Below are 21,211 nucleotides of genomic sequence, written 5' to 3'. Positions count from 1 at the left end.
GCACCCAAACGTCAGAACCATTGAGGGAAGCCCTTTTTATAAAACGCAACCGCAATCGCTGGAAACAGATACAGGATAATCCAAGCAATCATCCTGATGAAATGGCGCAGGAGTTTACGCAACTGGTGGAAGATCTCGGTTACAGTAAAACGTTTTATCCTGTAAGTAAAACAACACAGTACTTAAACGGAATGGCGGCCAGGAAATACCTCGCCATTTATCAAAACAAAAAAGAAAGCACCAACCGTATCATTCGTTTCTTTAAATATACGCTGCCGTTAATTATTGCAAAACATCACCGCGTATTACTCATCAGTTTTTGCCTTTTTATTTTGTTTGTGGCTATTGGCTTTTTCTCTGCAAAAAACGACGAAGCCTTTGTGCGCCGCATTCTTGGCGATGCGTATGTTGATATGACGCAGCAGAATATAAAAGACGGCCATCCTTTTGGCGTGTATGGCTATGGCAATGAATTCCTTTCCTTCATCTACATTTTTATCAATAATGTAAAAGTATCGTTGTATGAATTTGGCGGCGGCATTCTCTTTGGATATTTTACCGTAACAAGCCTTATACAAAATTCTGTTATGGTAGGCGCATTTGAATATATGTTTTATAACAATGGTTTGCTGCAGGATAGTTTGCTTACCATCATGCTGCATGGCACGCTGGAGCTTTCCACTTTTGTTATTGCAGCAGCATCGGGGCTGGTGCTTGCCAAAAGCTGGCTTTTTCCAGGCACCATCAAACGCATTGATGCATTAAAGCAAGGTGCAAAAGAAGGGCTTATCATCGCCCTGTCAAACATTCCCATGCTTTTTATTGCCGCTTTTTTTGAAGGCTTCCTCACACGCCATACCGATATGCCTTTGTGGTTAAAGCTGCTCATCATCACACTTTCGCTTGTTATTGTAGTGGGCTATTTTATTGTTTATCCCATTCGCCTCAAACGAAAATTAAATGCCGCTGATTTATAAATGTTGCTGCGCAAAATTTTGATATTATTTTTTGGGTTACCGGCATCGCGGCTTTGTGGCATCACGGTTGCGTCGCAACACTTCGGCAGTAATATCATTGTGCGGCTATCGCTTCACAGTTTTAGCTCTTCTATAAAATATGCACTAACATCATGTTGCCTGTTTTTAATAACACAAACAGCTTACACGCAGCTTGATTCAAACTATGTTGATACCGTCAGTATGCAGCATATTGATACAGTTGTGCAGGGTGGCGAAACAGTAACCTACAATGATGAGGATGATGGTTATGTTGATACAACCGTCAAACATATTTACGATACTTCTCAATATTTTTTCAACTGGAAGCCAGGTGCTTCAGAGCCATTTGTCAAAGAAAAAATTGCGCAGCGCGGGCTGGCTGATGCTGCGGTAGATGAGTTTAAGCAAGATGAAGACTTCTGGTATATTCCTGCCATTGAAAAATTAGAAACGCGTTTAAAAAATGATCCTAAGTTTCGCGACAGCTTATTAAACGCACACAACCGAGAACTGGTTGATGAACGGCAGAAAAGCATCCTTTATCAGCCCTGGTTCAATAACCTGTTATGGATTATTATGATCGGCATTTTTGCAGCGGCTATTATTTATTTCCTTGTGCAGAATAAGGTGAATATTTTTTCCGGGAATGCAGCTTCAGCAGCCGGTGAAAATAATGAAGACGGGCATGAAGATATTTTCAGCCTGTCTTATACAAAGCTTATTCAAAATGCGGAAAAGCAAAATGACTATCGTGTTGCTATTCGTTTAATGTTTCTGCAAACCTTAAAGCTTTTGAGTGATGTAAACGCTATACAATACCAGCCCGATTACACTGATCAGCATTACCTGCAGCAACTATATGCATCTAAGTATTATGACGATTTTTTTAAAGTTATGCATAGTTATGAATACGCATGGTTCGGCAAATTTGATATAGCAGCAGAACGTTATGCAGTTATTAAAAACGAGTTTATAAAACTTCAAAACAGGATCAGGTAACGCGGCCTGGCGCTTCAAAGACGACAGGCTTGCAGCAGCATGAAAAACTTTTTTTTATACATATCATTCTTTCTTGTAACAATCAGTTTATGTTCCTGCGGCAGGCTGCATAAATTCAACGATACCATTACACTTAAACGTACGGATAAAATACCGTATGGAACGTATGTAGCTTACCAGTTGCTGCAAAAAGAGTTTCCACATGCACGCATAGAAACCAACCGGTATGCGCCTGCTTACTGGCAAAATCTTACCAGCGATTCAACCAAACAGGTTTTAATAATTGTAACAAAAACATTTGAGCCTTCAGAAGAAGACCTTGATTATTTAACCGGTTTTGTTCAAAAAGGCAATTATGTATTCATTTCTGCATTGCAATACACACGCAATGCTGTAAAATTTTTTAATCTCAGGTCACACAAACATTTTAATTATTACGGGCTTGCATTGGGCGTGCATGGCCCATTCAATCCTTTTGATTCTGTTGCGGTAACCCTTGACTCATCTGCTTTTGAAAAACCGCTTTCATGGCAATATCCCGGTGCTGATTTTGCCAATGAGTTTTCAGGCACAGACAGCAATTTTTCTTTTCACTTAGGCTATTCGTCGGCTAACCTGCCCAACCTGGTTGCCGTTAATTCTATTGATGGTAAATTCTTTATTCACAGCGCGCCATTTACTTTTACCAATTTCTTTTTATTGTATGAAAATAACAGGCAATATTTTGAAAAGCTGATGCGCCTGTTCCCCGATGATACCAAAAAAATTGTTTGGGATGAATATTATTTGAATCATTACTACAATCAAAACCCGCAGCAAAAGCAGGGTGTTTTATCTGTTATATTAAAGTATGAAAATTTCAGGTGGGCTTTTTGGGTAGCATTGCTTTTGTTAAGCCTGTATCTGGTTACTGAAGTAAAGCGCCGGCAACGTATTATTCCTGTTCATGCAAAACCTAAAAATGATTCGCTTGAATTTGTTACAACCATTGGCGAATTATATTATGAAAAGGGAGATCATAAAAATCTTGCAAAAAAGTTAACTCAATATTTTTTAGATTATGTGCGTAACCGTTATAAAATTGCAACATCAGAAATTAATGATGCATTTGCGCAACAGCTTGCTATAAAATCGGGCAAACCTGCTGATGATATAAAACAACTTATTGATGTAATACATACAATAAATTTAAGCGACAGCATTACTCAAAAACAATTGATGAATTATTACGAATTGCTGGAGCAATTTTAGACAACAGTTTAACCTGCTAAATGCAGTTAATAATTAAAGATTAAATTTGAATTGCTTTATTAAGATTTTTTGCCATGAATATTTTTGAAGTTTTATATAATGAAGTAATTTCCTTTTTGGGTATCGGCCATGTGGTTGAAGTTGTAAAAAGCGGTGATTACAGCAGCCTGCTTACATTCAACGGGATACTTTCGGTAATATCACCATTCATTCCTTTCCTGTTAATTATAGAAATTATAAGGGCGCTTGTTTACAAGAAGTTTAAGATTGACGATTACCGCATTCCTTTTTTCATTTTTGTAGCCAACAGGTTTATATCAAGGTTTATTTCCATCGCCATGGTGGCGCTCTGCATTGGGCTATTTGAAAAGTATTCCATTTTTAAAACAACTTTCACCTGGTACTGGTTTATTTACGGTTATATTATCTGGGAGTTTTCTCATTTTATTTATCATTTCCTGGCACATAAAGTAAGAATATTGTGGTGCCTGCATTCTACACACCATGCGCCTGAAAACATGAACCTTTCTGTAACGTATGCCCACTTTTTCCTGGAAGCGCCGTATGCTGATTTTATAAGAACAACCATTTGCATTTTACTTGGCGTGAATGCACCCATGCTGTTTTTTATAATGTTTATTGATGGAACCTGGGGCGCATTTATTCATGTGGGTGAAAACATTTTAAAAGATGCAAGGCTTGGCTTTTTTAATAAGATTATTCTTACGCCATCGCATCACCGCGTGCACCATGCACGGAATGTGGAATATATGGACACCAATTTCTGCAACCTGCTGAATATATGGGATAAAGTTTTTGGAACATTTCAATATGAAAAGAAAGAATTGCCCATTGAATACGGCATAACCAGGCCTATGAACCCGCGCAATTTCTGGGATGTTTATTTTGGGGAGATATATTACCTGGCAAAAGATGTGTGGCATGCGCCGGGCATAAAAAATAAATTCCTTTACATTATAATGCCGCCAGGCTGGAGCCATACCGGTGAACATAAAACCGCAAGGGCTGAGAAAAGAAAGCTGAAAGAAAAGATCACTGTAAAGAAAATAGATGAAATTGAAGTGGCAGCAGAAGCCTGATTTTTAAACCACAAAGACCCGAATACACCGGGATTTATTCTTTGTGCAGCTTTATGCCATTGTGCTTTCGTGGTTTAAAAAATGGTGGTGAATTATTTTAAATCAAGGTTTCGCACTTCGCCTTTGCCATTGGTAACTGTTACATTCTCAATCTTATCATTAATTATTATAAACCTTGATGACTGCGAAAGGAAAGAAGTGCCATAATAAAATTCCATTTTTTGTACAGCGCCGTTTTTATAATGAATAAGTGCACTTATATCGTCAGGCTTCATTTTTATAATCTGTTGATTGTTTCTAAGCTGAAACAATTTCATATAATCTGAATGCTGGCTTGCTGCAACAAGATAATGGCCGTTTGCACCCTGCAATTTCACCAGCGCTTTACCATCTCCCGGCACGTAGATGCCGCTTTGCAATATTGATAATGGCTGAAAATTCCCTTTGCCATCACCTTTCAGCAATAGCCCGTTCAAGGCATCGTAACGGCCAATGCTCAGCTCGGTTCCAAAATCGTTTCCGTTTATTAAAAAATCCAGGTTGCCATCGCCATCAAAATCATCTGCTATCATTCCGTTCACAACCGAAAACTGCGCCTGTATTGGCAAAGGAAGAATAGTGAATTTTCCATTGCCGTCATTTCTTATATAGCAGGAAGCCATTTCTGTTGCTTTTAAACGCAATGCATCTTTGCGCATAGCCGCAGGAATAACGCTATCCATGGTGGCTGTTGCATAAGATTTATAACTTGTAAATTTTCGTTTGGCTGTAACCATTTCCCGTATCATATCATCTCTGCCGGGCACGGGGAATTCTTTCTTTTCACCATTTAACGTGGCGGGTAAAAAAAGAGAGGGGATGGCATTATAATTGCCGTTGCCTTCAAAATCTTTAGCCGTTATATAAACAGGATATTTATCACTTGCGCGGTATAAAGTATTCAGGCCAACATTGCCAACTATATAATCTGTGCGGCCTGTGTGCCTGAAATCGCCGGCAACAATAGAGTTCCACCAGCCTGTTTTGCCGGCAATACCAGATGCTTGTGTTACGTTGTTGAATTTACCATTTTCATTTCTTAAAAAAGTTATGGGCATCCATTCGCCAACGAGTATAAGATCTGTTTTGCCGTCGTTATCAAAATCTGAAAATAAGGCATCGCTTACCAAACCAATGTTTTTTAAACCAGGCGCCACCTCATCTGTTACATCTGTAAATTTTGCTTTATTATTTTTTGAATCGTTCCTGAAAATAAAACTGCTTACGGCTTTGGGATACTGCCAGGGTTCAACCCGTCCTGAAACAAACAGATCAGGTTTGCCATCGTTATTATAATCAAAAGCACGAACGCAAAATTTGCTTGTATAATTTCTGGGCAGGGCAGAACTGTCTTCTTTAAAATTACCGTTGCCATCGTTTATAAAAAGCCTGTCCTGGTAATTAATACTGCCGGGACTGAATTGATACCCGCCACTGGCAATATACACATCGGGTTTATTATCGCCGTTCGCATCAAAGATTAAAACGCCTTCATCTTTACTGCTGTTGAAATTGCGGAATGAGGATAACAGGTTGCGTTGTATAAACCTGCCATCCTGCTGCTGCAGCAATACTTGTGCACGATTGAAGTTGCCGCCAACAATAATATCATCCAAACCATTATCATCAATATCAGCGGCGGCAAGCGCTGGTGAATATTGCGATAGTTTATGCGGTAATAATTTTTGAATATTAAAATCGATAAAATCTGCTTCAGTATGCTTATAAGTAATACCCGCTGTTTTGGTGATTTCTTTAAATAAAGAATTTGTATCGGTTAATACCGGTTGAAAAATATCGGGCTGTGCATCTTTTATATCAACAGTAATGGCTTGGTTTGTTTTTATATGGGTTAATATTTGCCGGGTATTTGCATCCCATCTTATAACCACAGAATCGATAAGGGTAATATTACCTAACCCAAAATGCGCCGTATTTTGAATGGTTGATAAATAGCCCCTGTAAGGATTATTTTCATACGCCTGTTTTTTTCCCTGGTAATAAATGGTTGCCATAGCGCCAAAGCCATTAATATTTTGCAGGCCGCCTTTAAATTTTATTTGCAGAAAACGGGCCGCCGTGTCTTTATCCTTCACTGTATTGCGATACAGTAATGCTTTGCCGTTAATATCATTTATCACCATATCCATTGCACCATCATTATCAAAATCTGCATAGGCTGCACCATTGGAATAAGTTGGCGCAAGCAGCCCCCAGTTGTTGGTTGCATCGGTGAAACTAAGATCGCCGTTATTGCGGTAGGCATAATTATGTATTTTGATTTGTGGTATCTGCGCCAGCACATCTTTTTTAGATGCCAGCCCCGCAGCATCTTTGCGGTAGCTTATAAAATCGCGGTCGCTTACATCTTTTGGAAAGCCATTTGTAATGATGATATCGCGAAAGCCATCGTTGTCAAAATCGGCCACCAGCGGTGTCCAGCTCCAGTCGGTTTGTGCAATACCGGTTAAAAAGCCTATCTCGCTGAATGCAGGCCTGCCCACACTATCTCCTTCTTTTAAAATGGGGCCCTGGTTAAGCTGTAAAGTATTGCGTACATATTGATACTGGTATCCGAAAGCTTCAAAGTTTTGCAGGGTCATATAGCTTCCTGCATTCAGCATCATCTTTTTCCTGAAGTTATCTTCGGGGTTCATATCCAGTTCAATTACATCTGGCAGGCCATCATTATTAATGTCTGCAATATCCTGCCCCATTGAATTGAAAGATGTATGTTTAAAGTATTCCTGAGACCTTTCAGAAAAAGTACCATTTTGGTTATTTATGTAGAGAAGATTGCTTGATATAAAATCATCTGCAACATAAATATCTTTCCAGCCATCATTATTAATATCGCAAATGGTGGCGCCATGGCCAAAGCCCGAATATATAATGCCCGCCTGTTCTGAAACATCATGAAAAACAGGATGCTTTAAGGTTGCATTCATGTCGTTACGGTAAAGCCTTCCTTTACTCGATGCTTCAGGAACTATATTGTTGCGCTGTGTAAAAACAGACTGGTCGTAACCGGTTGAAGCCTCGTTTACGGTAAGGTACATATCGAGGTCGCCGTCATTATCATAATCGAAAAATGCGGCCATGGTAGATTGTACGTTAACGTTTAATCCATACGCTGCCGCCATGTCTTTAAAATGCGGAGTACCATTTTTATCTATACCCTGGTTAACATATAAAATATTACATCTTCTTGATGAATCTTTATAGATGGTGTTGCATATATAAATATCTTCCAATCCATCGTTGTTTATATCAACAACAGCCACACCTCTTGCCCATCGGCCCATACCATCAACGCCGGCTTCGTTTGTAATATCCTTAAACTTAAAACCGCCGGTGTTTAAGTAAAGTTTGGAAGAAACCATGTTGCCGGTAAAATAAATATCCTGTAAACCGTCATTATTAAAATCGCCAATGCCAACACCGCCGCCATTATAAATATTTACCACATCAAGCGGGTTAATGGAATCGCTTTCCGTTACTTCATTATTAAAGTTGATACCGGATTGGGAAGATGGTATTTCTTCAAACAATGTATTGGTTTTGTTATTGCATGAGACGAACCATAATAAGATGAATCCGGACAATAATAATTTACGCAATTGCATAACAACTAAACCTATTTGAATTGAAGTAAAGATGAAATAAGTTTTATAATTAAAAAGGGTTTCGCAAGAAACCCTTTTTAAAATTTTATTGCTGAGGTTTTAATAACCCGGATTTTGAGTAAGGTTGGGGTTTAATGCCCTTGCGCCTTGCGGTATGGGCAGCAGTAAATTGTTGGGCGTAATAGCGGTGTTATATAAACCGTGTTTTTGTCCATCATGCGTTGGGCCCGGTGCAGGATTTGGAACAGGATCATAGTTGCCTTCTTTGGCGCCGTTTATCCTGTTGATAAACTCAACTGCTTCGTCTGTGCCAGCCCTGCAGATATCATAAAAGGTAGAATACTCACCTGTAAGTTCATGCCTGTATTCGCTCAATACCATTTGAAGAGGATCGGTGATCTGCTGGCCTGCAGTGCCATCATAATTAGCGCTGTCTTTCATTATGGCCGGTGCTGTTCCGCCCCATGCCCTGTCGCGTACTAATTTTAAATCAGCCATTGCGCCGGAAACATCGCCTGTACGAACTTTGCATTCTGCCCTGCTTAACAGCACTTCTGCGTAACGCATTAATATCTGGTTCTGGTCTCCGAAAATATGTGCAGTATTATCGCTTGGGTTGTTATAGTTTCCGGTAAGGTTGGGGTCTCTCCATTTTTTTGCACAAAAATACCCGGTGCGCCCATTATCATCGCCATACCAGGGACGGGTTAATGTGCCTACTGTGTTTAAAATGGTACCGTTATCTGCCGTATAAGTTGGGTTGCCTGAAGCAAACCCGGCTACTACAGGAGGATAGCCTTTTATCCCGCCCCATTTGGCAACGATTCCGGGGCTTACCAACTGATCGCCGGGGCCAACAATAGTGAGCAGCTTGCGCTTGTCACCTTCCTGGAAAGAGTTCCATAATGCGGGGTTGCCATAATCGTAACCTTGTTGTGTTATTTCGTTTGGCCAGCTAAAGCTATCTATCCAGCCAAGTTCTGCGCCTGGTGGTTGCCAGCTTCCACCCCAATCCTGCGGATCGCCCGGCTTTAAATAAAACTGCACCTCAAAAATTGACTCATCATTGTTTTGATGGTCGTATTCATGCACATCTGCAAAATTCGGCAACAGGTGGTAGTTGTTAAATTCAGGATTATTGAAAGCGGCCAAAGCGCCTTCATAATCTTTCAGCCACATACGTGCAGCGCCTTCATAAGCATAGGCTGCGCCTTTGGTTGCCCTTCCTAAATCGGCTGCTGACAACTGAGTTTTTGATAACAATAAATTTTCAGCCTGCTGCATATCAGATACTACCTGCTGGAAAACGGAGTCCCGGGAATCTCTTGGCCTTAGGCCAAGATTCAAAGCGCCTGTGGTATCTGTTTCTAACGGTACGCCGCCAAAAGAAGCAGCCAGGTAATAGTAAGTCATGCCTCTCAGAAAGAAAGCTTCCCCTCTTAAACGGCTGGCTAAGGCGGGGTCAATTACACCGTCTGTTTCAGCCTGGGTAATAACCCGGAATACAGAGTTTGCCCTGGCAATACCAATATAAGACTGGTCCCAGAAGGTAATAAGCCCGAGAAAAGATGCCGGGATTTGGTAGTTGTTCCAAAACACATCTGCGCCCCAGTTAAAGAAGTCATGCGTTCCAAAATTGGCCCTGTACCAAATACATTTTTTAAGCAAATCGCTATTTTGATAAGTATCATAAATAGCATTCACCAATGCAATTACCTGCTCAGGCTTGCTGGCGGCAGCATCGGGAGAAATGCCAAACGTATTGGTTTGGTTTAAAAAGCTTTTATTACAAGCCAGTGGTATAACTGCGCAGGGCAGAACTATAAAACAGATTATGATGATTATTTTGCTCCTTTTCATATCGCTTAATTTGGCCTTTATTAAAATGTTACATTTAATCCGAAAGAAAAATACCTGGATGACGGATAGGTTCCGGCATCAACGCCGTTTTGTGTGGCGTTGCCGCCCTGGATGCCTATTTCCGGGTCAAGCCCGCTGTACTTGCTAATAAAAAACAGGTTTTGAGAAGATATATATAGCCTTGTTTTTGTTATGGCAAACCTGCCCAGCCAGCTTTCGGGGAATGTATAACCGATGGAAACGTTTTTCAATTTCACGAAACTCCCATCTTCAATCCACACGTTTGATGGAACGTTGTTAAGCGAACTGTTATCGCCGCCATTACCAACAGCCCTTGCGTACCGGTTAGACGGATTATCTGGCGTCCAGTGATTTTTATAATATGCTTCGCTAACATTCTGTGCGCCTTCCGAACCTCTTTTGGCAAAGCTTTCGAGGTTGCTTTCCACATAGTTCAATATTTTGTTTCCAAAAGAACCATAGAAATATATATTAATATCCCATCCCTTGTAGCTGGCGTCGAGATTAAGGCCGCCGAAGAATTTTGGCTGAGGGTTACCAATAGGGCCCCTGTCATCATCATTTACAATACCATCGCCGGTTATATCTGCAAAATAGCGGTCGCCAGGCCGTGCAACAGTTCCAGGGCGATAAATGCCGCCGGGCGCTTTTGCATTTAATGCGTCAATTTGCTCCTGCGATTGGTATATGCCGATGGCTTTATATCCAAAAAATTCTCCCACAGGTTTTCCAACATAAGAGCGGGAGAATTCGTTCCATTCCTGGAAGCCGTTTAAGTTTAAGCCACCGAAATTGGTTACGAAATCAGTTCCCGATGTAATGCTCGTAAGCTTATTTTTAATGGTAGTTAATGTTACACCTGCGCCATAACGAAAATCTTTACCCGCACTGCCGTTATAATTTAAAGCAAACTCCCAGCCCCTGTTATTCATGCTGCCCACATTGCGGGTAATATTGGAATAGCCAGTTTGTGCAGGAGATTTGAGCCTTAATAAAAAGTCTTTTGAATCGCGGTTAAACCAGTCGGCGGTAAAGGTTAAGGCGCCATTTAAGAAAGCGGCATCCAAACCAATATCCGTTTGCTTATCTGTTTCCCATTTCAGGGTAGGATTGGCCGGCTGAACCTGGGCAATACCATTTTGGTATATTTTATTAAACGGATAGCCAAGGTTATCACGTGGGTTACCTGCTGCGTCGGGGCCGTTTACATTGGAAGCATAATTGCCCGCATATAATGACTGGTATTGGAAAAGGCCTATTGGCGATTCATTTCCCACCTCGCCATAACTTGCCCTGATTTTTAAGTCTGAAATCCATCTGGCATCTTTCAGGAATGATTCATTTTTTACCCGCCATCCGATAGCCGCAGATGGGAATGTGCCGTACTTATGTCCTGTGTCAAACTTGGAAGAACCGTCCCTTCTTATGGTTGCTGTCAGCATATATTTATCTGCAAACTGGTAGGTTATTCTTGCAAATTCTGAAGCCAGTGTATAAATATTCTGGCCGTTCCCGGTATTGGTGCCGGGTATATTTGCGTCAAGCACAAGGTTGGAAACCAGCGATAGGTCCCGTGTTACACTGTTTGGTGGAATACCGCCGCCGCCCATGCCGGTCCAGGTATTTTTTTGGGCAGAAATACCACCTACGAAATTGATGGTGTGCGAGCCAAAGGTTTTATCGTACGATATGGTATTCTCCCACAGCCATTCAAATGTTTTGCTGGACGTTTGATGATAGTTGGCCGGTGTAACAATGGTTCCGGGATATTGCAGGCTGGCCCTGTTATCTTCCGGCTGAAGATAAAAACCGGTGTAGTTGCTCACATTTGCGCCCACATTGGTTTTAATTTTCAGGCCGTCGTAAATGGTTGCTTCCAGGGAAGAAGTGGCTAAAATATAATTGGTTTCATTTTGGTATTGGTTGTTCTCGATAGAATAAACCGGGTTGCCAAATGCTTTTACATTAGAGTTGATGGGGTTATAAAAACCATAATTGCCGTTAGCATCTTTAATCTGGGTGGTAAGCCTGCTGCCGCTATCCATGGTAGGAGGGTTTATGGCTAACTGAAAAAGGCCGTTGGTACCGGAACCCAGCGCTGTATTGGAATTCTGGTAAGTGTACTTAACGCTGGTTGATGATTTTAACCAGCTTGTGGCCTGGTAATCGAGGTTGAGGTTAAGCGTATATCTCTTGAAATAAGATGCCAGTACAATACCTTTTTGATCGTAATAGCCAAAAGACATGGCGGCCTGCACCTTATCGCTGCCACCCCGTATGCCTATGGTATAATTTTGAGTTAAGCCGGTTCTGTAAACAGCATCCTGCCAGTCAACATTATGCAACTGGTCCGGCGTATGCCATATAGGTAACCCGGTATAAGTGCCGGTTAAATCTGCCTCTTCCACTTCGTTGGAAAGCGTAGCCCAATCCCGGGCATTTAAAAGATTATATTCTTTTGGTTTGGTTTGGGTTGAAGCAAGGGCATCTACAGATACCTGCATCTTGCCTTTTGATCCTTTTTTAGTAGTAATAATTACCACGCCATTGGCGGCGCGGATACCATAAATGGCTGTTGCCGATGCGTCTTTCAGCACATCAATGCTGGCAATATCATTAGGATTGATGTTATTGATGCCGCCGGTTGTTGGATAACCATCCACAACATATAAAGGAGAATTACCACCACTGGCAAGGCTGCCAATACCCCTTATCATCACACTAACATTACCGCCGGGCGCCGCATCGTTATTTATTATCTGAACGCCGGGCGCCCTTCCCTGCATGGCCTGGTCTAAAGTGGTCACGGGCACTTTTTCAATGGTAGCAGCACTTATACTGGCAATGGAACCCGTAACGTCTTTACGTTTTTGCGTGCCATAACCTACCACCACCACCTGTTCAAGCGATTGTGTGCCTGAAATAAGATGAACGGTAATATTGGTTTGGTTGCCCACCGGCACTTCCTGTGTGGCATAGCCAATGGCGCTTATTACTAAAATTGCATTGGGCGCAGCCGTAATTTTAAAATTGCCGTTATCGTCCGCGGCTACGGCTGCTTTGCCGCCTTTAACAGCAATGGTAGCGCCCGAGACGGCACTGTCGCTTTCATTGGACGTGATTTTGCCGCTTACCTGTGTGCTTTGGGCATTTACCGTTGTGGTGCTGAGTATAAGTAACAATAATAGCAGATGCGTTAGCTTACCCGCATAACGGTTCCTGAGAAAACGTATTTGTATCATACCGAAATGTTTGCAGTTTTAGTATTGCCTGCTGGCATAAATAAAATTGTGCTGTGATTGCCTTCAGTTTTTATGTGGCAATACAGTGTTTTTCGAATACAGATTTCTTAAATGAATTGGCAAAAACAGGAGCGCATTCGTAAATTAAATCAACGCTCTATGCAATCAATAACATAATACAAGCCCTGGTTTGTCAATTATAATACAAGCTAAAACACTATAAATTTAGTGCAAACTAATAATAAATAACACAAGAAATGATAACAGGCATAATTATTTTATGCAATCGGTGCCGGAAGCATTTGTATGAACTGGCGGCGGCGTTTTTCCTGGCTTAATTTTAATTGATTACCCGCCTTTTTTACCCGCATGTTTAATGCTTACATAGTCCCTCGGTGTAATGCCAAATTGTTTTAAAAAGCTTCTTCCAAAATTGGTTTGCGAATTATAGCCTACCATTTCGGCTACTTCATAAATTTTATAATTGCCTTCAGCCAGCAATTCGGCTGCTTTTTTTAAACGGGCAAGATTGATAAGTTCATTCGGTGTAAGATCGGACACCAGTTTTATTTTGCGGTAAAAGGTTGGCCGGCTCATATTCATTTTGCGGGCAAGCTGCTCCACATCAAGCGATGCATTTTCAATATTGGCATAAATAATATTGTTCAGCTCTTCCAGGAATTCTTCATCGGCTTTTGAATGTGCCATGCTTTTTATGTGCACCAGCGGCGAATTGGCAAAATGTTCTTTTATTTTATTGCGGTTAATGAGCAGGTTGGCTACCTGCACCTGCAGGTATTCGGGCGAAAATGGTTTTTCAATATAGGCATCGGCGCCATGTTCAAGCCCTTCTATTTTTGATTGTAATGTATTTTTTGCCGTAAGCAAAATAACCGGTATGTGACTGAAATCGATGTTGGTCTTTATTTCGCGGCAAAGCTGAAAGCCGTCCATTACAGGCATCATAACATCACTTATTACAAGATGCACGTTTTCTGTATTCAATATATCTAAAGCCTGCTTACCGTTTAAAGCTGTTAATACGATGTATTTATCACTCAAATCATTGGAAATAAATTCCAGTATGTCCTCATGATCATCAACCAATAAAATAACCGGGTTCATCAAGATTTTTAATTTTCAGAAGGTTCAGCAATCAGGTTTATACAATTTTCAATAAGCTGTTTAATACTCAGATAAATCGTGCTGGTTCAGCGGCAGCACCAGCACAAAAACATTCATTTGTAAATCGCCTTCTTTCATATATAACCTGCCTTTATGCAGCGCTGCCAGCGAACGGGACAGCGCAAGCCCAATACCACTGCCTATATGGTGCCTGGTTTTTTCAATGCGGAAAAAAGGTTCAAACACTTTTTCTTTTAATTCTTCAGGAATAACATAACCATCGTTTTCTATTTCTATTACCATATTTGCAGCGTGCGGGGCCACAGGCAGTAACCGAAGCCTCACCTTTTTTTCAGCGTATTTTATGGCATTGTTAAGTAAGTTACTTAAAATTTTATTCAGCGCTTCTTCATCTGCATAGGTATATACAATTTGTGTTGGCAAAACAAGTTTATATTCAATATTTCGCGGCTCTGCAATGGTTTGAAAATTTGTATAAATATCATCAAGCAAAGCGTTAATATTAATCTTTAAGAAATTTAAACTAAAACCCTTGGTTTCTGTTTTCCTGAAATCAAGCAATTCGTTTGTGAGGTCAACAAGCCTGTTTGTATTTTTCTCCATCGTTTTTAAATAGACATCTGCATTCTTCATATCTGTTGCATGCTTCATCAACTTTTCCATGGGCGCTTTTATTAGAGTAAGCAGTGTGCGAATTTCATGCGCCACATTTGTAAAGAATTCAATTTTTGCCTGGTATATTTCTTTTTCTTTTTCATGCTCCATTAATTCAATCTTTCTTTTATTTTTTTCTACCTGCCTGTTATGATACATGCGCATAAGCCAGTAAACAGTGGCGGCTATCAACAACGTATAAATTATATAAGCCCATGTTGTTGCCCAGAATGGCGGTAATATTTCAACTTCTATTTGTTGTGTATTATCGGCCCATTTGCCGCCATTGGTTGCCGCTTTTGCCCTGAACGTATAACTGCCCGGTGCAAGATTGGTGAAATAAACTTTGCGGTTGGTTTTAATGTACGTCCAGTCTTCATCAAGGCCTTCCATTTTGTAAGCATATTCAATGGTTTCAGGCGCTGTAAAAGAAAGTGCTGCAAAATCAATACTGAAGGAAGACTGGTTATAAGGTAAACTTATTTTTTTTGTGAGCGATACTGATTGATGCAGTGGTGAATTCTTCTGACCTGCCACCAGCTCTGTATTGTTTACCTGGAAGCCTGTAATATAAACGGGCGGCACATAATTGTTGTTTACAAAACTGTCCGGATTAAAAGCAATAAGCCCTTTAACGCTGCCAAAATACATTTTGCCCGTCGCATCTTTATAACCGGAGTTATAGTTAAACTGGTCAGTTAATAAGCCATTTGCTTTTGTATAAATTCTTATCAGGTTTTTATCAGGGTTAAAGCATACCAAACCTCTTGTGGTGGTCACCCATAAATTATTTTTTTCATCTTCCAGTATTTTAAACACTGTATTGCTTGGAAAGCCCTGCCCTGTTGAATAAGCCGTAAACGTTTTATCATCTTTATTTAATAAGCATAAACCGCCGCCTTCGGTGCCAATCCATATACGTTGTTTATCATCTTCAAATACGGTAGTAACGGTATTGCTGCCAATGCTGCTTTTATCTTTCGGGTTATACCTGAAATTGATGGCCTTTTCTGTTACCGGGTTATATTTATACACACCGTTGCCAAAACTAGGTATCCACAAATTGCCGTTATGATCTTCTGTTATGAAATGTGCAAAAACATAATCAGGAATTTCATTAATAAAAACAAAGCTGTCATTGGTTGCATTATACCTGTATAAGCCGCGGCTGGTGGCAAGGTAAATAGTGCCATTTTTTGTTTTATATATGCTTAAAATAAAATTGCTTTTTGGCTGAGCAGCCCCGGCGCTTGCTGAATAATGTTTTATTACTTTTTCAGATTTAATATCCATTATATCAAGCCCATGTTCAAAAGTGCCTATCCATAATTTATCGCCATCGCATAAAAGGCCATGAATATTGAAGTAAGCAATATCTGTTTTTTTACCCGTGGGCCTGAATTTTTTAAACCTGCCTGTTTGTTTATCAAACATGTTAAGGCCGCCGTCTTCCGTACCTATCCACAAGTGGCCATATTTATCTTCGCAAATTTCCCTTACCGCGTTTCCGCTTATGGCATCAGGACTGTAATCGGGAAAATATTTTTCGAATGAAAAGTATTGTTTCGGATAATAATTAATACCGCCAAAATAAGTGCCCGCCCATATTCCGCCTTCCTTGTCTTTGCAAACAGTATAAATGGCATTGTCTGAGAGTGAGTAAGGGTTGTTATAATGTTTTTGAAGATTAGAGATGCTTCCGTTGGCGCTGTTATAAATAAACAATCCTGACTCTGTGGCAATCCAATATTCATCATCAGCGCTTTGAATAATATCCCTTACATAAATGGCTGTTCTGTCTGCATTGTAAGTAATAATGTCTTTATAAGTTGTGTCTTTAATATTAAAAACTTTAAGGCCATAATTGGCAGTGCCGGCGAGTATGTTGCCTTTATTATCTGCATATATTTTTTCAATCCATTTTGTTGTTGCCGGGTTTGAATGAGAGAAGATATTATAAACAGTAAAAGCATCTGCGGCAGCATTATATTTTTTTAAATAGCCGTTAGTAGTGCCTATCCATATTGTTCCATCGGCTGATCGGCAAACCGTATTGGCATCGCCGTATTTATCATTCTTATAAACATGCACCTGCTTTGTTTTTGACATATAACATTTCAGCTCAAGCCCATCGCTGAACCAAAGATTGCCTGTTGTATCAGCAACCATTTCGCGGATAGTATTTCTTGTTTTAACCAGCTCTTCAAAATTTTCCTGCAGTTCATTATACACTGATATACCTGCAGAACTGCCGATATATATTTTTCCATGCACATCTTTATATAAGCCTCTTATAAAATTATTGTCTAATGATGTGCTGTCTTCTGCATCGTGCCTGAATGTTTTAAAATTATACCCGTCAAACCTGTTCAATCCATCTTTTGTTCCAAACCACATAAAGCCACGGTCATCCTGCACACTGCACTGCACCGTATTATTGGAAAGGCCATTTTCTACCTGGTAATGTTTAAACTGGTACGACTGGCAATAAGCGCCAGCGCTTGTAAAAAATAAAGCAATTAATATGGCAATGGTTCTTATCAAAGCAACAATTGGTTTGCATTTATGATAGTCAATAGTCCATTGTGGATACTCCATTGTCCATTGACTATTCCCATCGCGGCTAAATTATCATAACATCTCAATCAGCAAAAAACAAATTGAGATTTTTTGATGAAAGATTGATACAAATAACCAGGCATAAGTTATGAATTATAACTTTTTTTACGTTCTGAAATTGTACGCCGGCTGAAAAGGCCGTATGAAATATTGCTTGTAGTGCGAAACCAGGGTATTTAAAACAACACATAGTAAAAGAATATCTGTACATCAGCAATGTAATGTTGATGACGGTAATGTTTTGTGCAAATTGTAAGGCTGTTTATTATGCTGTATCAATAAAAATTTTATGAGAAAACAAAAATGCCTCATTAATAATTCAACATGAAAATATTGTATTGAATCACTAACTATCAAAACATGAACAAAACACAAACTGTAGTATTATGAAACAATATTTACGATTGCGCAATCAATCATTTTATTATTTAAATATTCCAAAAAGCAAGCTTGCAAAAACAGTAGCGGTTACACTGCTTGTTTTTGTTTTTGCTTTAATGCAAACGCAGGTTAATGCCCAGAACACTGTTATAACCGGACATGTTACCGATTCAACATCAAAAGCATTGCCGGGTGTTACTGTTTCCACAGATAAATCAAAAAAGTTTGCTACAACAGACAATGATGGTAACTTCTCCATTTCTGTTACCCCTGACGATAAAAGCCTGCTGTTTTCTTATGTGGGTATGTCGTCAGTTACACAAAGCCTGGGAGGACAGTCTTTCATCGAGATTGTTTTGAAACCCGATATTTCAGGCCTTAGCGATGTGGTGGTGGTAGGTTATGGCACGCAGAAAAAAGGTTCTGTTACCGGCGCTATTTCTACTATTACCAGTAAAGACATTGACCGTGTGCATGGCGGTTCAACCGTAAGCACAACACTGGCGGGCAAGCTGCCTGGGGTTACATTCAGGATGCCGGATGGCAGGCCCGGTGCTTCAGCCAATATACAGATACGTAATATGGGTAACCCATTGTATGTAATTGATGGCATACAGCAGGATGCAGGCCAGTTCAATAACCTGGCGCCCAATGATATTGAAAGTATCAGCATATTGAAAGATGCCTCTGCTGCCATATATGGTGTGCGTGGTGGTAATGGCGTTGTGGTGGTTACTACTAAAAAAGGTACAACCGGCAAGAACAATGTAAACCTTGACATGTATTATGGCTGGCAGCAATGGTTCCGCTTTCCTAAAGTGCTGAATAACTCTTACGATTATATGTATTATGTGGCCGATGCACAAATGAACAGCAACGGTACAACCAACATTACACAGGAAGAATTGGATAAATATAAACAAGGGGAAAGTGCAGGCAAACAATACAGGAGTTTCGACTGGCGCAAGTTTATTACCAGGAACAATAATGCACCGCAAAATTCAATGAACATAAACATTAATGGTGGTTCAGATAAAGTGAATTATTATGTTTCAGGCACACACTTTTATCAAAACTCAGTAATGGGCGCAGAGTATTTGTTTAAACGTACTAATATTCAGTCAAACGTTACAGCAAAACTGGCTAACAGTTTGAAAGTGGGAATGGACATAAATGGCAGGATTGAAACAAGAGAAAACCCAGGTGTGCCCGGTTTGGATGATTATTGGCTGGCGCGTTATGCAGTACTGAGAAACAATCCTACGGAAAGGCCTTATGCCAACGATAATCCTGCCTATCTGAATGATATCGGCCACATTGAAACCAACTATGCTTATTTGAACAATAAGATAGCCGGCCATTTGCGTAATGACTGGCGTGTATTGCAAACCAATTTCCATGCTGAATGGCAGATACCGGGCATAAAAGGCCTTACATTACGTGGTTTATATTCTTATTATATTGCTGATAATGTACTGGACAACCAGGAATACACTTACAATGGTTACAAGTATGATGAAGCAACAGATACCTATAATCCTTCTGGCGGCAGCACAAACCCCTGGCGTGAAAAGGAACAGATCAAACAGATCAATACAACAACACAGGGGCAATTAACCTATAACAATAATTTTGGCGAACACACAGTGGGCGCTACGGTGGTAGCTGAAAGGCTCACTACGGAACGGGCAAGGAACTGGGTGCATGCGAACCCTATATCCAACAACCTTCCGCTCATTTACTTCCCTATAATTGACCAGTATCAAAACAGCGATGATAAAACGTCAAGGGTTGGTTACCTCGCAAGGGTAAACTATAGCTTCGCTAATAAATACTTTATCGAAGGTTCTTTAAGGCGCGATGCTTCTTATCTCTTTGCGCCCGGTTACCGCGTTGGTTATTTCCCCGGTGTTTCTGCCGGATGGAGAATCACAGAAGAAGGCTTTATGAAAAAGCTGCTGAATAATAGCAACAAGATTCTTACGGATTTAAAAATAAGGGCTTCTTATGGTATTTTGGGTGATGATACCAATCCTTATAATAACAGCAATCCCATCGTTGCTCCTTATGCTTACCTGCAGGGTTATATATATGGAAACAATGGCGTAGCTATCCTCGATGGTAATTCTGTTACGGTGGCAAGGGATAAAGGTGTTCCCACTACCAACATTACATGGCTGAAAAGCAAGCTCACCGATGTGGGCCTTGATTACAGTTTATTGAATGGAAAAATTACAGGCTCATTCGATTACTTCTATAGAAAACGTACCGGTCTTTTGGGCAGCAAGAACGATATACTTATACCTATTGAACTGGGTTACACATTACCGCAGGAAAACGTGAACAGTGATGCGCAGTATGGCGGTGAATTTTCAGTAGGTTATAACGGAAAGATTGGACAGGATTTATTGTTTAACGTTACAGCCAATATTGGCATTGCCCGCTCCAAATCTTTAGAGACATATAATCCTTTATTCTTTAATTCTATTGATGAATACTTTAATTCTGCTGAAGGCAGGCTGAATAATAAAACCTTTGGTTACATAGTTGAAGGGCAATTCCAGTCAATTGAGCAGATTAACAATTATCCGATAAACATTGACGGGCAAGGCAATAGGACTTTATTGCCCGGCGATCTTATCTACAAGGATTTAAACGGCGATAATAAAATAGATGGCCAGGATACAAGGCCTATTGGTTATGCTTATGGCTCACAACCTACCACCAACTTCGGTTTATCAATTGGGTTAGCTTACAAAGGGCTTGATTTCCATGCTGACTTTTCCGGCGCCACAGGCTATACATGGTTCCAGAACTGGGAACAGCGCTGGGCTTTCCAGGGCAATGGTAACCTGAATGAAATATTTAAAGACAGGTGGCACCGTGCAGACATATTCGATCCCAACAGCGAATGGATACCTGGTAAATATCCGGCTAACAGGTACAATCCCGGCACCGGCCATAGCGATTACGACAGGAATTCAACTTTCTGGCTGCATAATGTGAAACAGCTCAGGGCAAGAACGCTGGAGTTAGGCTATACGCTGCCATCAAAATGGATAGATAGAGTAAAGATTCAAAGAGCAAGGTTCTACTTAAACGTGTTTAATGCATTCTCTATCGATAACCTGGCTCAGTATAACCTTGATCCTGAAGTGATAGATGATAACGGTTTACAGTTCCCGCAAAACAGGGTGATTAATGTGGGCGCAAACATTACATTCTAAAACCATCATCAAAAAAGAAATAAATATCATGCAATAAGCAACAGCAAA

Annotated in this window: 10 protein-coding genes; 5 read left to right on the top strand and 5 right to left on the bottom strand. The window is 40.4% G+C overall.

The genetic code is table 11. The features are described from left to right. The first annotated feature begins 20 nt into the window (after positions 1–20). From BM015_RS12560 to BM015_RS12545, 4 genes are all read left to right on the top strand, one after another. Positions 21–977 (top strand): stage II sporulation protein M, encoded by a 957-nt coding sequence (locus tag BM015_RS12560; protein ID WP_090658904.1) that lies wholly within the window; start codon positions 21–23, stop codon positions 975–977. Between the two features lie 18 nt (positions 978–995). After that, positions 996–1,997, top strand: a complete 1,002-nt coding sequence (locus BM015_RS12555; protein ID WP_177191899.1) for a hypothetical protein — start codon at positions 996–998, stop codon at positions 1,995–1,997. 39 nt (positions 1,998–2,036) lie between these two features. Continuing rightward, on the top strand, positions 2,037–3,248 hold the full coding sequence (locus BM015_RS12550; RefSeq protein ID WP_090658900.1) for a DUF4350 domain-containing protein: 1,212 nt from the start codon (positions 2,037–2,039) through the stop codon (positions 3,246–3,248). A gap of 74 nt (positions 3,249–3,322) precedes the next feature. Next, positions 3,323–4,348: a sterol desaturase family protein gene (locus BM015_RS12545; RefSeq protein WP_090658898.1), complete on the top strand. Its 1,026-nt coding sequence runs from the start codon at positions 3,323–3,325 to the stop codon at positions 4,346–4,348. Positions 4,349–4,440: 92 nt separating this feature from the next. On the opposite strand, the gene BM015_RS12540 is transcribed toward BM015_RS12545, so the two are convergent. The 5 genes from BM015_RS12540 to BM015_RS12520 form a co-directional block, all read right to left on the bottom strand. Next, a complete protein-coding gene (locus BM015_RS12540) occupies positions 4,441–7,938 on the bottom strand; it encodes a VCBS repeat-containing protein (protein WP_245751402.1) in 3,498 nt (1,165 codons plus the stop codon). A 174-nt stretch (positions 7,939–8,112) separates the two neighbouring features. Further along, entirely contained in the window at positions 8,113–9,873 is a 1,761-nt protein-coding gene (locus BM015_RS12535; RefSeq protein WP_090658894.1) for a RagB/SusD family nutrient uptake outer membrane protein, read from the bottom strand. A 20-nt stretch (positions 9,874–9,893) separates the two neighbouring features. Continuing rightward, the gene (locus tag BM015_RS12530; RefSeq protein WP_090658892.1) at positions 9,894–13,136 is read right to left on the bottom strand and encodes a SusC/RagA family TonB-linked outer membrane protein; all 3,243 of its coding nucleotides are present in this window, start codon (positions 13,134–13,136) and stop codon (positions 9,894–9,896) included. Positions 13,137–13,484: 348 nt separating this feature from the next. Next, positions 13,485–14,261: a response regulator transcription factor gene (locus BM015_RS12525; RefSeq protein WP_090658889.1), complete on the bottom strand. Its 777-nt coding sequence runs from the start codon at positions 14,259–14,261 to the stop codon at positions 13,485–13,487. A 60-nt stretch (positions 14,262–14,321) separates the two neighbouring features. Beyond that, entirely contained in the window at positions 14,322–17,534 is a 3,213-nt protein-coding gene (locus BM015_RS12520; protein ID WP_090658887.1) for a ligand-binding sensor domain-containing protein, read from the bottom strand. A 407-nt stretch (positions 17,535–17,941) separates the two neighbouring features. Here BM015_RS12520 and BM015_RS12515 point away from each other — a divergent pair, with 407 nt between their 5' ends. Further along, the gene (locus BM015_RS12515; RefSeq protein WP_177191898.1) at positions 17,942–21,163 is read left to right on the top strand and encodes a SusC/RagA family TonB-linked outer membrane protein; all 3,222 of its coding nucleotides are present in this window, start codon (positions 17,942–17,944) and stop codon (positions 21,161–21,163) included. Positions 21,164–21,211 lie beyond the last annotated feature (48 nt).

Origin of the sequence: Parafilimonas terrae (assembly GCF_900115755.1) — a bacterium.
In the GTDB taxonomy this organism is placed as follows: domain Bacteria; phylum Bacteroidota; class Bacteroidia; order Chitinophagales; family Chitinophagaceae; genus Parafilimonas; species Parafilimonas terrae.
The sequence above is the reverse complement of the archived record's forward strand: the minus strand, read 5'-3'. Positions and strand labels throughout refer to the sequence as shown.